A 16,861-nucleotide genomic window follows, 5' to 3' on the forward strand; every position below is an offset into this window, starting at 1 on the left:
AGCCACGGCACTTTCTACTACTTCTTCTTCTTCGACAAACAATTGCCAGCTTTCAAGTAGTTCTTGGGAAGACATAATAGTAACTCCTTTCTTAGGGTTGGTTTTAGTTGAATTCATCTGCAATTTAAAATTGCTTTTGAATTCATGATTTAAGTATTTCCTATAAAACTAAAAGCCTCAATACGGATAAGATCAGGAGTTGGATATAGTGAGTTTGGCTCTGCAAGTTAAAGAATGTCAGGTGTATCAAGAAAAGCTCAGGAAAACTCAGATATATTAAGAGCTATCCCATCGAAACCAGTTTCTGCGCTTTGCTAATGGATAAAGAACTTCTGGACTTTGTAAGTGAGTCTGTCAATACCAAGATAGGCAGACATCTAAAAGACATTGAAAAATTGGTTCTTCAAGGCTCTTGGCAAGGACAGAACTATGAGGAGATTGCTGAGGAACGTGGCTACACTGATAAGTACCTAAGACAAGACGTTGGTCCCAAGCTCTGGAAGCTGCTGTCAGAAACTTTTGGAGAGAGAGTCAGTAAGACAAACTTTCGAGCAGCTCTGGAACGGCATCATCGTTCTGCTACTCTGGATACCAAGCAATCTCGCTCCCGCCCCTCAAATCTCAGTTTTCAACAGCTAGACCCTAATTCTTCCAACCTGGAGGTTGTACCAGAAGAAAGCTCTTCTGAAGTGCCTGCCTTAGCTAATTTTGAGGCTGGTGATATCAATCTACGTCGAGACTGGGGTGAAGCCGTTGATATCCCCATTTTCTACGGTCGCCATGAAAATCTCGCTACCATCAAACAGTGGATTGTGACAGATCTCTGCCGCGCTGTGTTACTGCTAGGCATGGGAGGAATTGGGAAAACGTCGCTCTCCATTAAGCTGGCTCAGCAAATCCAGGATGGATTTGAGTACGTGATCTGGCGATCGCTTCGCAATGCTCCCCCCATCAAAGAACTTCTGACAGAGTTAGTTAACCTGCTCTCCAATCAACAAGAAATTGCTCTACCCGAATCCCTAGAGCAGCAAGTCTCACGCCTATTGCACCACCTCCAACAGCAACGCTGCTTGATACTGTTGGACAATGTTGAGTCGATTCTTCAGGGAGGCGTTCATGCTGGAAGTTATATTCCAGAGTATGAAGGGTATGGATATTTGTTCGACCAGATAGGGAGAATTCAGCATCAGAGTTGCTTGCTCTTGACCAGCCGTGAGAAGCCAAAAGAGATTGCTCTGCTTGAAGGAGATGTACCAAGAGTGCGATCGCTACAACTCAAAGGGCTGACTCGATTTGAAGGACAAGAATTCTTCAAAGCCAAAGGTTGCTATGGCACTAGGGATGAGGAATTGCAGGAAATTTCAGAGCACTACGACGGCAATCCCTTGGCTTTGAAAATGGTGGCTTCAGCTGTACAAGAACTGGCTGAAGGCGATATGACAGAGGTATTGCCTCAGTTAAGACAGGGCAGGTTTCAGTTCGATGACATCAACGACATACTAAGACGACAGTGGGAACGCCTGTCTACCACCGAACAGCAGGTGATGTACTGGTTAGCAATCAATCGAGAACCAGTTTCCTTATCAGAGCTACAAGCTGATGTAGTTTCTGAAGCTGTATCGCAACAGCTTTTGGCAGCAGTTCAATCCCTGGGCCGGCGATCGCTGATTGAGCGTAGTGGTAAGCATTGGACGTTACAACCAGTAGTTATGGAATACGTGACCTGCCACTTGGTTGAAGAAGTAAGTGCAGAGATTGTAGCCCAGCGATATGACTTGCTCAGGAATTATGCCTTGCTGAAGGCTCAGAGTAAGGACTATGTTAGACAAGCTCAAGCCCGCTTCATTCTTCGGCTAGTCATTAATCGGCTATCCACAACTATAGGGAGTCCCAAGAAGATTGAACAGTGCCTCAAAGAATTGCTAGCAAAGCTACAAGAAGAAGCCCCAGGGCAACCTGGTTATGTAGGTGGTAATATTCTCAATTTGCTTTGCGAATTGAAATCAGATCTAAGCCATTTAGACTGCTCTCATTTAGCAATCTGGCAAGCCTATTTGGTGGAAGCCGACTTGCACGGCACTAACTTTGCTCGCGCTGACTTATCTCGTTCAGTTTTCACCGATACCCTGAGTGCCACCTTATCTGTTGCCTTCAGTCCAGATGGAAAACTGTTTGCTACAGGCAATGCGGATGGAGAAATTCGAGTGTGGCAAACCTCAGATGGTAAGAAACTTTTAACCTGTCGGGGACACACAAGCTGGGTTTCTTCTGTTGCCTTCAGTCCAGACGGACAGACTTTGGCGAGTGGAAGTTTCGATAGCTCTGTAAAGCTATGGAACCTCTCAACAGGTGAATGCCTTAAAACTTTTGAAGGTCATAAAAGTTGGGTTTGGGAAGTTAATTTCAGTCTTAACGGACAAAGACTTGCTAGCGGAAGTAACGATCATACAGTCAGAATTTGGGATGTGGTTTTTGGAGAGAGTCAGGTTCTGCTGGGACACACTAACTGGGTATGTTCTGTTGCCTTCAGCCCAGATGGTTGTACCCTTGCCAGCAGTAGCGACGATCACACTATTCGACTATGGGATTTAGAGACAGGCGCAACACTTCATGTTCTAGAGCATGACCACTGGGTTAAATCTGTTACTTTTAGCCCAGATGGTCAACTGGTACTCAGTGGAAGTCATGATAGCAGTATCCGATTATGGAGTGCTTCCACAGGAGAGTGCCTCAAGATTTTGAGGGGACATGATACTTACGTGCTTTCCGTTGCCTTTAGCCCAGACGGCCAATCCCTCGCCAGTGCAGGACAAGACTGCACAGTTAGATTGTGGAATATTGCTACCGGGCAGTGCTTCAAGACATTACAAGGACACCCTACTGGAGTCTGGTCTGTGGCATTTCATCCTAGCGGTCAGATTTTGGCTAGTGGCAGCAACGATAGCACCGTCAGATTGTGGGATGTTGAGACTGGGCGATCGCTAAGAACTGTACAAGGCTACAGTGCTGGTGTGCGATCAGTTGTGTTCAGCGCTGATGGACAAGCGTTAGTAAGCGGTGGTGATGACAAAACAGTAAAGCTCTGGGATATCCAAAGTGGTGTATGTATCAGAACATTGAAAGGACATTTGAGTTGGGTTTGGTCTGTTGCTATCAGTTCAGATGGTCAAATGCTAGCTAGTAGTAGCAGCGATAGCACGGTCAGATTGTGGGATGCCGATACAAGACAATGCCTCAAGACTTTAAAGTCTCACACCAACATCGTTATGTCTGTTGCGTTTAGTCCTGATGGTCAAACTCTTGCTAGTGGTGGGACAGATCAAGATATCTTTCTCTGGGATGTTGAATCAGGCCAGCGATTGAAAGCCTTTCCTCGTAATGGTCGAATCTGGTCTGTTGCGTTCAGTCCAGATGGGCAAATCCTTGCTTGCGGTAGTGAAGATACAATAATTCGGCTATGGGATATTCAGTCGGGTGGATTGATTAGGACGCTTCAGGGGCATACAAGCTTAGTGTTTTCTATTGCTTTCAGCCCAGATGGACAATATTTAGTTAGTAGCAGCAGTGACCAAACGGTTAAGCTATGGAACATTAACACGGGTGAGTGCTTGAGAACTGGCTTCCACACAGGTGGCGTTTGGAGAGTGACATTTTGTTCTAGTGGACAATATTTTGTTAGTGCTAGCAATGACAAAACAGTGAAGGTGTGGAATCCTGAGTCAGGAGAGTGTTTAACAACGCTGCATGGGCACGAGGGCGAAGTGTGGTCGGTTGCATTTATGCCTCATTCCTCCATCCTTGCTAGTGGTAGTCAAGATGGAACAATCAAACTTTGGGATATCTCTACTGGAAAGCTGCTGAAAACGCTAAGAGATAGGCGTCCTTATGAGCAGATGAACATTACTGGAGTAACAGATATCACTGATGCCCAAAAAGATACATTAAGGCTTCTAGGAGCAGTGGAATTTGAAGTTTCTTGAGGTTTAATCTGGCATATTCGCTAGAAAGCGTAAAGCTGCAATACTAGGTAAGAAAAAGTACTCACCTCCCTTAACTGAAACAAAATTAGGTAAGTTAAGACGTTGCCGTATGGGTTGTTTCTGAATAGTCATTGGTCGTAATGCATTCTCTGGACAATCAATTGCTTTGTGATCGTTACTAGGGTTCGTACCGAGGATTGGATCTGTTTCACCATCCAATCCATTGAAGTTTGGGTTATTCATCCACGTTTGTTGAATAAACTCAAACTGCCGCCTAATATCAGCGTTGATGCCAATAAACAGTAAACCTTGTTCTTCTTTACCATTCTCGCTTGCGTTATAAAGCGCTCCACGTCTAAGAATACGTCGCCGTCGAACTCCTTCAAAAGAATCACGAGGATTAGCTCGTCGAATATGTGCTCCAAGGGGACAACGGTACCCATGAGGGTCTAGCTTCATGTAGGAAAAGTCATTCAAATCACTGTCTTTGTCTGTTCGAGAAGCGAAATCGGGGGCAAGGACAAGGGGTTGACCATCATGCCATCGTCCCATGAGCTTTGCCTCCATCAGTTCACGCCCACAACCGAATTGCTCAAAATAGCGACGAAATTCAGCTACATCTTGACGTAACTTACGAAAAACTAGATAGCTACCATTGCGTCCTAAATCCTTAGGCTTAGGATTGGCTGAAGCGTTTTGGACGAACTGCAATTTCTGCTGGCAATCATACTCTAAAAACTCTGCCGGAAGAAACGGTGTAGGAGGTAGATTTCCATCCTCGTTTGGATAGCCTAAGATAAATTCTCCTGCCTTAATGCAGTCCTGACATTTTGCCTTTGCTTTTGGGCTACCCTCAATTTCTGGTTGAGAAATACTGTCACGAAATCCGAAATGTTCTTTGCCATCAGCAGGGAGATATCCCGTTTCTGTTACAAGTACATCTCCTGCTGCATAAATTGATTCAAATAGATGCTGTTGTTCTTCGTATAGCTTGTCTATTTCCTCTAGTTTAGCTTGCAGTATGAGGAGCGCATGAATTTCTTTTTCGTCAGTGCTAATGATCCCACCAAAGTCCCAATTCGGTGGGGCATTATGCCCAATATCTCCGAGCTGCTGAGAGCGATATGGCTTTGCCATTCCCTCAATGAATTCTCGTGAAAAAGTGTCTAGGGATGTTTGAGGAAGCCCAAGTTTTTGAAGCCCTTGATGTGTAAAGGCAATATTAATAGCATGTTTAGGGGGCTGAACAGAGCCATAGGAACCAGTATTCCAGTTAGAAGTGGTAATTTTAGAAATGGTGATTTTAGGGGTGGTGATTATTAGCTGATTTAGCCATCCTTTAGCTTTAGCAGAATCATTGATATGTAAGAATAAATACTTTGAATAAGGGAGATGACCATAACCACTAATAACGATTCCTTGAATTTCATCAGTTTCTAGCTGAATCATATATCTCAACCTTAGAATCCTGTAAATAATTGCTTGGCTTTTGGGTTTTTGAGAAGTTCTAGAAACTGTCGAGTAGCACTCCGAACCTCAATATCTTTTTGGATAGTGCTGATGGTCAAGTCTGGATAGGCACTATAAAAAATTTGGGCAGGAAACTGGTATTTGCGAATATGCTGTTTAAACCATTCGATGTCTTTGGTGCCTCCTGCTGGAAACTCTATACAGTTTCCCCATATCAGGTTCATTGTTGTACCAAAACGTTTAACAAAATCGTCAATATAGCTATCCCAGCTTCTGTTGTAGTTACTCTCAAAAAGCAAATACGAGTGCTTACTGTTTTTGAGTTTGCTGCGATCGATAATTACCCAGCGTGCAAAGTGAATGGCAGAAAGTTGAGGTAGCGCTTTGGAGGCAACACGACTTATAATAATTAGAACAATCCAGAGAAAAATCCTATAGAAGTAATCAGATTTGAGCGGTACAAAGATAGTTAGTTGATTTTGTGCAATTTTATCTTCTAGTTTTGTTATCCTTTGAAGGCGATCCCATTGCTCTGGATTAAATTTTAATCGCTTGCTCGGATCTTGTTCAGATGAATGTTGGATTCCTACCCAAGATTCCAACATCATTAAAAATACCGTTGTTAGACGTAGAGTCGCTTGACTTCCTAATCTTCTCAATACTTGAAATGTTGAAGCAGTTAGCTTTTTGAGTGCGTGCGTGATTTGAACTCCTAGACTCTCTGGAACTTGGCTTGAAGAAGTCTCAGCAGACAGATAAGGATAAAGCTCCTGTAACTTCAACTCTAACTCTGAGTTATGAATGCACTCTAGAAGCTGATTTAGCTTTTCATAAGCAGTACGATTGTTGTTTATAGCGTTAACGGTTTTTCCTGGGAAAGCAGGGTAGAAAACTTGAGGTGTTAAAGAGTATTGTTTGATGAACTTTGTGAAATATGCAGTACAGAGTGAACTGCCAAGCTCATATCCCTCACACTTATCCCAAATTTTATCCATGTCAGCTCCCATAGTTTCAACTAACTCTTGCATATAGTCTAAAAACTCACCATCATAATTACTACTAAATAAAAGATGAGGAGTATTCAGGTCTTGGCTAGGATCTTTTAAGACCACAAATCGTGCAAAGTGAGTTGATGAGGATTTACGAAACAAAGAGTTGGAGGGGTTATCAGGGCATTCGTGATTTCGCCCCATCTTTTCTAGAAAATCAGTCAGATATTCTTCCTGATCGGGTTTGATGGGAACGAGAACTGCTAAGGCATTCTGTTGAGCAGGTTTGTCATCCGGTGGAGAGGAGGGCAGCAAACGGGGAGTAAATGACTCTGGAGTAGGTTCTGCTAGAGGAACGTGATTCAATTGCCGTCGTAGTGTTGCAGTGCGTCGATAGACCTCTCTGCGAACCCGATTGATACTTCCAATTGGTGCATGCTCAGGTAAACAATGCCACGGAGTAAAAGACAAATTATCTCCAAATTGTTCTTGCTCTGGAGAATTAAAGATTTGAGGAGGAATTTTGATAGTAGCAACTTTATGTGTTTCTACATCTTTCCATTCAACTCTCGAATCTTCAACCGGAGTTCTGGCAGAATTCACCTGGTCCTGCAACTGAATGTAGAAGTCAAAATAAGCTGTTTGGGTTTTCAGATAATCAACCATCGTCTCCCGAAGAAAGTTCTTTGTTTTTCCTGGCTTTCTGCCCGAAAAGTTATCAGAAGATGGTTTGACAAAAAACTTGATTGCCCACGGTCCCAATCGATAAGGAGTTGTACTCCAATATTGAGTCTCTAGTGGGCTAGCGATTGGATGAAGCTGATGTCTCAATCGAGTTGAAGCCAGTATTCCAGCCTCACGCAGTCGCCATTTGAACAGATTTGGAAATATAAATTTAGGAAACGAGTTAAGTTTAACTAGCTCAACATAGTCCTGAGCATTCTTGACAAAGAAAACACGGAGTGTGCTTAGAACAAAATCTTGGGTTGTATCATGGTCTTCTTCTTTGAGGGCTTTCTCCCCATCTACCCCCATAAGTTTCACTGCCATTCCATTGACATCTTTCTTGGTATCATCATCTTCTTTAAAGCTAGAAAATCGAATCCAAGCTGGAAAGGCTTTTGGCTCTTTAAAGACACCTATCCTAAGTTTCTCCGGCAGGTTATCCAATACCTTAAACTCTGCCCATACACAACCGTGTTGCTTAGGATGTTGATCTCTTTGTGCAGCGTGGATACTTTCCTCACTAATTTTAGCAATTTGACCTATTGCTTCAACTTCTTCACAAGTGGGCTGATCCTCGTCAAACTCTAACTTCTTCATAAGTATGTAATTGACATTTTAACGAAATATTCTTAGTAGTTCGCTGGAAGTAGATGACGAAAGAAATTGAGGGTTCTGTCAAATCTGCCTATCATTGCCAAAATGTCATTAACTAATATCGGTGGATTGGAGATAAGCGTATCTTCGCTAATCAAGCGTTTGAAGTTTACTTTAACATCACCGATTCGTTCAGTTACACCACCTGGCTCGTAGAATTTAACTCCTGCTAATTGCATCACCTTAATAACCTCTTGAGCAGTAATACCATAACCGATTGTTGTAGGATGAATTCCATCTAGAGCAACTAGCCCACCTTGTTTACGTCCTGTTCGATCCGCTCTGAAAAATTGGGTGTCAGGTTTTGGATCTAGCTCATCTAGTTCAGGAGGCAGTTTGTACTCTCCTCCCACTTTGTCCCACCAGGAAGGTCTGGCAGTAGGTCTCTCGATATAACGTCGGTGGGCTAGACGTTCTGACAACCCAGCTAGCTCAAACACATACCAGTCTCTCCCTTCTTGTCGAGCCGTTCGCACGACTTCAACAATAGCTGTGTTGTACTGGTCAATAGCACAATCGATCGCTCTAGCGTTCTCTTCAGTTAGATGAGGATGCTTTTTAGGATCAAAGTATTTGTCCTCGATCCAGGGAAATGTGTAGTAGGGAAAGTATGGGGAGTTGTCTGCTCTCTGCTTATCGCGGGTTTCTACTCCTCGTGCTAATGGAGATATTGTGACATGAGGAACTGTTCCCAAAATAACGTGTCGGGCACGAATCTTCTTCACTTCCTCGACAACCTTATTCAGTTCTGCTTTAAAGTGCCTTGGTTGCCACACTGTATATTCATCGTTGGCATCCATATCCCCGTAGTAGTCATCGTCTGTCCAAACCACCTTGAAGGTAAGAATACTTCCTAGAGCATTATTACCGCCAATAATAATGATCAAAGTCTCAATTCCATCACCTTCGCCAGTTTCCTGAGTTCCTTCTGTACCAAGTTCTGAGGCGGCTTGTAAAGGAGTGAGAGAGTTATACTCAACATCTCGTGCTGTGTTTAAAACCCTAATTGCTGCGAGTTCATTGGCATTCTCAACCACTAGCCGAATAAGGTTCCTATCATTTTGAGGCGGATTCTTACGAATTACATCTTTGCAAATCTTGGCGTTACGTGACAAAGTATTGCGTAGGTCCCATCCATAAACGCCTAGGTTGTGATTAATTTTTCTAGCTTTTCCAATAATTGGTGAATACTTGCCATCACCTCGCTCCCAGTAGCCTTCAATCGTGTCCAGAAATTTCCGCGTATATAAAAGGGCAGGAATAAGGTTTAGAAAATTAATGCTATTTAGTCCCTTCTCTTTCTCTAATCTTTTTGCTAATTGTTCTAAATTAAGAGGAAATCCGTAACGACCATCCTTAGATCCTTCAGCATCGCTAGGACCATCATAGGTAGGATAACGGAAGTTGCTTTCCCAACCCATTTCTCTAGCAACAATTGCAGGATAGGAGAGTCTAGTGTTAAAAATTGCTCCACTCTGAAAGCCTTGAGTAAGCGAGTCTCCGATTGTCACCAGGCGATGTTTAGGTGTTCCTTCTCGTCTGACATCAACGTGAATGCCAAGAGTGGGATCAACTTCAGGGCAACGAGCTTCTTCATAGAGAAAGGGGAAGACTTCATCGGGGATTTCAGGAGTAGGCATACAGGAAGTGACTTATTAGGCTATACCAAAAGTGGAGATAGAAGTTAATCTATACTTCTCCATTATTCAGTAGTAGTCAGGAGGATTTTTCTGCTTTCTTTAGATTTACTATCTTCCAGTAATTAGGCAAGCCAACCTTCTTAATCAACGTCTAGAAGTTTCGCTTTACGCACAAGACTTATGGCTATCAACCTAAAGCAGGACAGGGAACTCGGTTTGTGAAGAGGGGTATGCTTAGATTAATTCTTCATTAGAGACGAACCAGGATGAACAGACGACGCGGTAATGTGTCGCTCAAACAATTCAACCAATAATTGTTTGAGAGGGAACAATAGATGTCCGTGTCAAAAATTATGTTGTTGTCAATTTGCGGCTCTTGTGTCAAAAACTTGGCTATGATTCCCCACACACTCAGATTCTTGCGTGTAACTGCTTTGTTAGACCTTCTGCGCTCATTCTAAATTTTTTAGTTTTTAACCACAGATGTAGGCGTAAGCCTTCCCATAGGGTACACGAGATTTACACAGATGGTTACTCGGAAAGCCCCATCAAATTTGAGGATGAAGATTGATTCATGCAAGATGTCTATTATTGGAGTGGGTTACTCCGTTCCGTAGATCGCTATCCCACCCCTGAGTGCGGCAGAAAAGACTCTTCGAGCCATTTATAGAAATCCGGGAATATCTGCTCTAACCGCCTAAAAGCTTCCTCTGAAAGCCTTTCCAGCAACAGCACAGCCCCCCACCGTCTCTCTGAGCGCCAGGGCTTAAGTAGGGATTTGATGGCATCAATGCCTTTCTCAACAGCATCCTGAAGCAATTGAACACAGGTTTTAATCGAGATGTGATATCCGTCTTCTGGCTCAAATTGGTCAAATTCCTCAACCGCTCTCATCGAAACAAAAACTGCATTGTCTGAGGTCTGTACTGCCTGCTCTATATGGCTTTGTGGTAGATCGCCTCGTTCCTGATTATTTATATAAAGCGCCGAGCGATCGCTTGAAGAAGGCTCCTCCGCCCGAACATTAGACGCAGCAGGCACTTGAGCGGTTAAGTCTGCGTATTTCTCATCCAGCGCCCGCAACACAGTAGCGCGATCACTGTCGTGCCAAAATTCCTCGTTAATCCTATAAAGCCATTCTTGCTGCTCGTGGTCGTACCCCAGTTGCTCAAGTTCCACCCCAAGCTTTTCTAGCAAGCGGCTGACGATTTGCATAGGAGTCTGCCCTTTACTCCTAGTGTCTCCCGGCTTTCTCAGCTTGATTGTCAGGTTGAGGGCAGTTTTGATTCGGCGTCTGTCTTTAAATGCCCTTTGTGCGATTGCTTGCACCTGGGGATGAGAATTTGAAAACACCTCCCCAGTTTCGATTAACTCTAAAAGTCCCAAATCTCGCAATACCTTCACTTGCAAGCTGTAAGTACGGATGTCTGGCAGGAAGGGTAGAATCTTCGCTAAATGATAAAACCAAGTCTTTTTGTCCAACAGAGCCACTTTATCGGGATTGAGACAACTCCAGTAGAGCTTGATTTGACGCAGCCATTGACCATGTTCGGCGATCGCTGCTTTGTAAACAAACTCCGGTGTCAGCTCAATTCCTGGTAATCTGTCTTTCAAGACAGCTTTACGAGCCTGAAAGCGTTGCTCCTCTGTAGAGCGGTCAGTCTTGAGAATTCGCTTGGCTTCCTCAAAGGGAATGTCCTTGGCAGTGGCGAGTACTGTCGCCTCTTCCCACTCTAATTCCTCCTTAATCCCTTTGATGATATGAGCTGTTTCCTTTGATTGACCGATATTAACCACTTCAACATCATGCCCTTCGGCTTTTAGCCCGGCGATTAACCTCTCTTGAAGATTCGTCAAAGACCCATTACGCCGCGCTTGTAAGGATGCCCACATATCAAAATGAGAGCAATTAAAGTTATTCCCTTTCAGGAGTGCTGCCGCTGTTTCAAACAATTCAACAGCGTCAACCTCAGCTTCAATTAGTGCAGTTGCCAAATTGACTATCCGGGAGGTGCTTTTGTGGAACTGGTGGCAGGTACGCTTAACTACATCGGGAAGTAGCGATGTACTCACGCCAGAGTCAGAGGCAAACTTCTTACACCATACCAGCCGCGGGATAGGCGATCGCACTCGTCCCAACATCTGCCGTGCTTCGGTGTCGGTGATGCGTCCGAAGAACATTCCCACCATTACATCAAAATAGGGAATATCGATGCTGACACCAGTTCCCATTGTGGGAGTGTAGATTAAGACCTGTGGCTCAAGCGCTTGCAAGCCCTCGTTAGGAAGCTTGACAAAATCCTTGATTAATTCCTGCTCTGATGTCTTGCGGTCAATCCGCAGCACTTTCACGTTAGGGTAAGAATTGAGAATGTCGCGCTCTAATACTTCAGCTTCTTTTTGGGAATCCACCGCTACAGCAATTTTCTCACCTGCGGACACATGGCGAATGATTGCGGCTTCGGTGCCTGATTTCATAGCATTCGTAGAGAATCGCACCTTCCAAGATGGAGCGAGTACAGTATTTAAAACTAAATGTACTGGTGTAGTATCCGGAGCAAAGGCTTTGATGTAGTTGAGCGACAAATCGGTTAAATCGGCATCTAAGGCGATGATTTGTCCTCCGGTGGACAGTACGGTTTCGATGATTTTGGCAAACTTCAGTTGAAGTAGTCCCCGCTTCTCTTCACAGGTAGTAGACATCATCAGATGGTTTAAGGATTGCTCGACTTCATCGAGAATTAGAATTGCCCCTTCCCAGTCAGAGGGATTCAATTTCCACAGGGAATCAAAGCAAAGCCCCAAGGTGGGATTATGCCTCAGGAGTTCAATAGACAGCGCATAATTACCAGTTACACCGATGTCGTCAATGTAGTCCGCACCGACTTTCAGGCAGCCCTCGCGCCCTAGAATCCGTCGATGGTAAATCAACAAGACTTTCTGTTTTTTTCTCTTGGCGGCTTCTACAAGCGCGATTAATGCCCAAGTTTTCCCAGTGTTTTTGGGACTCTTGATGCCACAGATAGCACCTTTGAGGTTGGGTAACTTATTCCAAATGTCCTTCTCTAAGTAACGCTGGTTAAGGGAAAGTGTCGGTGGATAAGATAGAGCGTTGAGTTGGGCTTGTACGGCTGCTACCTGTTGCTGGTACTGCTCCTTCTGAAGCTGTTCTCGTTCGGCTTCTTGTGCGGCTTCTAGAGCTTCCTCGTCGGCTTTCCGCTCCACGTAGGCGGCGTATTCTTCAGAGTCGGGTTTGCTCTCTAGAGCATCTTTCATTGGAAGATTGATGCTGGATTGTCTCTGACATTGACTAAAACTGAAAAATTCTTCTGGGGTAATGATAGCGATCGCTGCCAGGTTTTCTAGCTCGTCAATGTCAGGGGATTCTTTGGTCAGCTGACCCCACCAAGCTACCTGGACTTCGTACCCCCATTCCTGCACTAGCTCAATCGTTAGCTGATATTGCCGCATCACAGCGGGGTTAGCAACAGCTCCCGCATCTGGGTACAAGTTAACTGTGTGAGTGCTGAGTTCAGCCGATAGCACCTCCAGATATGTCTTGAGTTGTTGACGGCTGGCGGTAAAGTTCCCCCCAGCAGCACCGATGACTACAGAGTCGAGCTTTTGGGCAGCAATGTAGGATTTGAGGAAGCCTTCGGCTAAACCGATGCTTTGAGTTGAGCAGGGGGATGAGGTGGTGAGGTAACTTCTGCCCATCTCGCCCGTCGTGGCGGGACGGCAACAGCTGATGGGCAACTCCCCGGTTGGCAGGTGGGAGGTGGCACCGTTTGGGCGCTTGGCTGTGCGGCTAGTGGGCCACTTGTACTTGCTATCAGTGGCATCGTCAAAGCGGGTCTGGAAGCCGATTAAACGCCCTAATTCATCCTTTACGGGGCATCCAATGCCAGAAGCAGGAATTAGCAGCTTTTTACCCCACAAATCTACCCCGGCGAGTCTTGCATTAATGCCGCTGATTTCTTGCCAAGGTGCAATGCTGAAGAACAACCCCGCGTCAATTTGGGCATCTGTTAGCCCTCGGTCGTGTAATTTCTGCCGATGTTTTGTAGAAAGCCCTAGCTGTTGATGAAGCTTGCGGATTTGGCGATCTCGCTCTTCAACATTAAGCAGAGAGGCAAAGTGTTTGGCTTCTTGTTGCAGTCGTCGCTCTCGTTCGGCTGCTATCTGACGACGGTGGGTTTCCCACTCTTGCTCGTTCCAAGAATCTTGTCCCCGGTCAACAGCCCACATATTAAAGCCCCAGGTGTCTTGCTTGATGAAGCGGTAAAGGGGCGCTGAAACAACATCAGCTCGACAGTGGACGATCTGGGTGTGGGCGTTCTCACGGCAGTCTTTCCGAAGACCGTTACAGATGGGGCAGCTACCGCGCTTAAAGAGTTTAAATTGACTCATGCTGCCACCTCTAAGTGAGGTTGACAGCGGCACACGCGCTTTAATAACTCCAATATTTGTAATGGCACGAGCTCAACTCCTTACATAGTGGGGTTTGTAGGAGCCAAAGTCGTGCGGTTTGTGGTGGCGCGTGCGTGTTGCGCTGGCTTTGGATTTCGAGATAAGCTAGATGATAATTACCCAAAGCCAATTTGTAGCTACGAATGCCAATTTATAGCTACAAGGCATCAAAGACCACTAAAACCGCGTTCCAGCCAGTGCGATAGAGAACGAGTATCCGCCAAGATAAAAAGCGTTCCCTAATTGGACTGTCTGAGCGACTTTGCTCCGTTTATTAAGATGACCACAGACCAACAGGTCTGCACGATACCCCTACTCGTTTGAGTGGGGGTGTTGTTGTTTTAGGGTTTTGACTATGGCTGCTTTTTTCGCAACCTCATAAACAATCCTCTAAATAGGTGTGTTTTTACTTTAGGGCAACTAGGCGATCGCCTAGTTGCTTTTGGGTTAGGGAGTCTTCCAGCACATTGACTGGCAATGGGCTAAGTTCTGCGTCAAGGGTTAGCTGGCTTCTTGGGTTTCCCCAAGTCGTCATTGGCGGCTGTTTAGCCTTGCCATCGGCTGATTTTTGGCGGTTTTTGTGCCTTGCCATCGGAGGTGGTTTTTCTCGCGGCGCGGCGCTGTTTTTTCTTTTCCCAATTATGCCAGCCCGGATTTAAGGAGGGCTGTACGCCCATCAAACTTCTCAAACTGATCGGGATGTACTAAAACGCTGAAAAGTTTACAGGGCAATTGTTTCAAAAAAACGTTGTGGGACGATGGGGCGTTTTGGTGGGACGATGGGGCGTTTTGGTGGGACGATGGGGCATTTTTGTACTAAAGCTGAAAGTCTTGTGATGTAAAGGTTTGAAGCCAATTTTGCTGGGTAATTTTTTCTAGTACAAGTTTGTATTAACCTCTAGAAAAAAACCAGCCCTTTCGTGGGCTGGTTTTAAGTTCTGAAACGCTTCCTAGTCTTGCAGAATGTCCAATAGTTTTCGCAGTTTAGTCTCTAGTTCTGGATTTATTGGCCGCTCGCTGCGTTCAATCTTGGTTACTAGCGATTGCGACATTCCCAGAAATCCCGCTAGTTCAGCTTGGCTCCATCCTTTGGCCTGCCGCGCTTGTCGCACTTGAGATGGTGTGAGAGGTGATACCTTTTCGAGCTTGAGGGCTGGCTTTAGTTGCTTTGGCTCCGTTTTAGTGGCTAGCAGAGCTGGAATTGGTTCTGGTGGAATAATCGTTAATTTGGCTTCCCAGAGCCAATCAATGATTTTCTTGTCTTTCCAGCCAGAGGGTTTTTCAGATTTGCTATTGGGCCTTAACCATTCTGGGTAGGTGGCATCGTCAAAGATGACTCGCCAACCCAAACTCGTCAACAGGCTCACCGCCTTATTCCAGTCATTCTTTAGGTCGCGAGCTTTATCCCTATCAGAACGAGCTGCATTAATTTGGGATTCCAGTTCTACCGCCTCTAAAAGCTCACCTACTTTATGTCCGTAGGGTTTTATATCCCTAGCCTTGATCCGGCTTAACATGGTCAGGTGAATTGCCAGCTTGAGAGCAAGTTCATCGTGGTAGGGGTCAATTTTCAAGATGTTCGTAGCTAGCCAGCCAAACTGACATAACGCCGTACCAGCTCTTGCTCCAACACGGTTTAACCAGCTATCAACCCAAGGGCCAGGGCTGACAGTGATATAAACCTCATCAGGCTGCTCTACTTTCCCTGTAAGTAAGTTTTTTTGCCCTATCACATCTGTTTTAACAACCCACAGAGGAGAGACGCTAACACTGGCATTAACTTTATTACCTTTGGGCTTTCCTTCAACCCACGTACAGCTCATCAGCATTCTTCCTAAATGAAAGGAAATGCTGGCAAGTTGGGCTAGCTTTTCAGAAACGGTTAACCGATGTTTTTTATCCCAACCTATTTGTTTGATAACTTCGGTTCCTTTCAGATAAAACTTAGCAAGACAAGGATTAGGCTGATTAAGTAGATGCGAAGCAAAAACTAACTGAAGTTTTGCTGCATCTATGCCAATTAGATCGATGATTTGCAAGGCGGCTTCAAGCGCTAATATTTCGCCATCATTCCCCCCTGATATATAAACTTCTACACTATTGCTAGGTTTATTTTTGCAAGGAGATTCAAAAACTCCCCAGTTGTCAGGGCTATTTTTCCATTTATCAGTTCGGTAGCAAGATTCTACTCCTGCTCTGAAGGGAGATGAGGAAGGAATCTCTTCTAAGGTTGACAGCTTGGGTTCTGTTACGGGTATCGGTTGTTTGTGAATTCCTAGTAGAGCAGTTATATCCTCTACAGGTAGGTTCTTAAAATTAATCTGCTCCAGCAAAGCTTCGGCGGCGAATGTTGCTAACTTAGTGGTTAAAAACTTTTCTAATTCTGGATAATTTTTTTTGATTTCTGAGGGAAATTCAAATCCTTGCTCGTTTAAACGAGCATAAAGAATTCTAGCTAGTTCTAATAAAGCCGGGGATTGCAACTCGCTTTCTTGTTGGAGTTGTTTAGCAGAGTTTTTAATCTGAGTGCGTCTGCTTCTTAACATTTATATCCAGTTTTTTACTAAACTACATCTAATTTGTGCTGGACAGTTCTTTTGAAAACCTGCTTACGTTCTGCCTAGGTTGGGGCCAAGAGTGCGTAGTTCGGGTCACAGGCATCGCTACTTCTCACTTTGTCTCGACGATTGTTGGCGCTTCTGTTACCGACGCCTAAGAAACGCTTCCTCAATCAATTTGGCAACAAGCCAAGACATAGAGCGTTCTTCCTCATTTGCCCATTCTTCCAACTCTTTTTTCATTTCATAGGTTATGTATGTAACGTGAGTTCGGGATAAGAGAGGGGCAAAACAGATAGGCTGAAAGCGCGAATTCTCATCCATCTGCTTACCCCATGTTCAGTCTAGAAGACCTGTTCTGCTCCGTCGATGAT

8 protein-coding genes are annotated in these 16,861 nt (G+C 44.8%); 1 reads left to right on the forward strand and 7 read right to left on the reverse strand.

What is annotated here, in order from left to right:
• Nucleotides 1-317: 317 nt before the first annotated feature.
• The gene (locus NDI44_RS27645; protein ID WP_190416233.1) at nucleotides 318-3,980 is read left to right on the forward strand and encodes an NB-ARC domain-containing protein; all 3,663 of its coding nucleotides are present in this window, start codon (nucleotides 318-320) and stop codon (nucleotides 3,978-3,980) included.
• 3 nt (nucleotides 3,981-3,983) lie between these two features.
• Here the strand turns inward: NDI44_RS27645 and NDI44_RS27650 are convergent, their stop codons facing one another.
• The 7 genes from NDI44_RS27650 to NDI44_RS27680 all read right to left on the reverse strand — a co-directional run bounded on the left by NDI44_RS27650 (nucleotide 3,984) and on the right by NDI44_RS27680 (nucleotide 16,730).
• Nucleotides 3,984-5,429, reverse strand: a complete 1,446-nt coding sequence (locus NDI44_RS27650; protein ID WP_190416234.1) for a Dyp-type peroxidase — start codon at nucleotides 5,427-5,429, stop codon at nucleotides 3,984-3,986.
• An 11-nt stretch (nucleotides 5,430-5,440) separates the two neighbouring features.
• Entirely contained in the window at nucleotides 5,441-7,762 is a 2,322-nt protein-coding gene (locus NDI44_RS27655; protein WP_190416235.1) for a catalase family protein, read from the reverse strand.
• A gap of 32 nt (nucleotides 7,763-7,794) precedes the next feature.
• A complete protein-coding gene (locus NDI44_RS27660; RefSeq protein ID WP_190416236.1) occupies nucleotides 7,795-9,459 on the reverse strand; it encodes a hypothetical protein in 1,665 nt (554 codons plus the stop codon).
• A 621-nt stretch (nucleotides 9,460-10,080) separates the two neighbouring features.
• Nucleotides 10,081-13,869 carry a plasmid replication protein, CyRepA1 family gene (locus NDI44_RS27665; protein WP_190416237.1) on the reverse strand — a complete coding sequence of 1,263 codons (3,789 nt, stop codon included), beginning with the start codon at nucleotides 13,867-13,869 and terminating at the stop codon, nucleotides 10,081-10,083.
• Nucleotides 13,870-14,335: 466 nt separating this feature from the next.
• Nucleotides 14,336-14,521: a hypothetical protein gene (locus NDI44_RS27670; protein WP_190416238.1), complete on the reverse strand. Its 186-nt coding sequence runs from the start codon at nucleotides 14,519-14,521 to the stop codon at nucleotides 14,336-14,338.
• A gap of 358 nt (nucleotides 14,522-14,879) precedes the next feature.
• Nucleotides 14,880-16,475 (reverse strand): helix-turn-helix transcriptional regulator, encoded by a 1,596-nt coding sequence (locus NDI44_RS27675; protein WP_190416239.1) that lies wholly within the window; start codon nucleotides 16,473-16,475, stop codon nucleotides 14,880-14,882.
• A 156-nt stretch (nucleotides 16,476-16,631) separates the two neighbouring features.
• Entirely contained in the window at nucleotides 16,632-16,730 is a 99-nt protein-coding gene (locus NDI44_RS27680) for a hypothetical protein (protein ID WP_242037223.1), read from the reverse strand.
• Nucleotides 16,731-16,861: the final 131 nt, after the last annotated feature.

This window comes from Trichocoleus sp. DQ-A3, from assembly GCF_039961975.1.
GTDB lineage: Bacteria > Cyanobacteriota > Cyanobacteriia > Cyanobacteriales > FACHB-T130 > FACHB-T130.

Excerpts from the sequence above, each read along its gene's own strand:
- NDI44_RS27650 (WP_190416234.1), bottom strand. The coding sequence starts at position 5,429 with ATGATTCAGCTAGAAACTGATGAAATTCAAGGAATCGTTATTAGTGGT.
- NDI44_RS27645 (WP_190416233.1), top strand. The coding sequence starts at position 318 with ATGGATAAAGAACTTCTGGACTTTGTAAGTGAGTCTGTCAATACCAAG.
- NDI44_RS27680 (WP_242037223.1), bottom strand. The coding sequence starts at position 16,730 with ATGAAAAAAGAGTTGGAAGAATGGGCAAATGAGGAAGAACGCTCTATG.
- NDI44_RS27660 (WP_190416236.1), bottom strand. The coding sequence starts at position 9,459 with ATGCCTACTCCTGAAATCCCCGATGAAGTCTTCCCCTTTCTCTATGAA.
- NDI44_RS27665 (WP_190416237.1), bottom strand. The coding sequence starts at position 13,869 with ATGAGTCAATTTAAACTCTTTAAGCGCGGTAGCTGCCCCATCTGTAAC.
- NDI44_RS27655 (WP_190416235.1), bottom strand. The coding sequence starts at position 7,762 with ATGAAGAAGTTAGAGTTTGACGAGGATCAGCCCACTTGTGAAGAAGTT.
- NDI44_RS27670 (WP_190416238.1), bottom strand. The coding sequence starts at position 14,521 with ATGGCAAGGCACAAAAACCGCCAAAAATCAGCCGATGGCAAGGCTAAA.
- NDI44_RS27675 (WP_190416239.1), bottom strand. The coding sequence starts at position 16,475 with ATGTTAAGAAGCAGACGCACTCAGATTAAAAACTCTGCTAAACAACTC.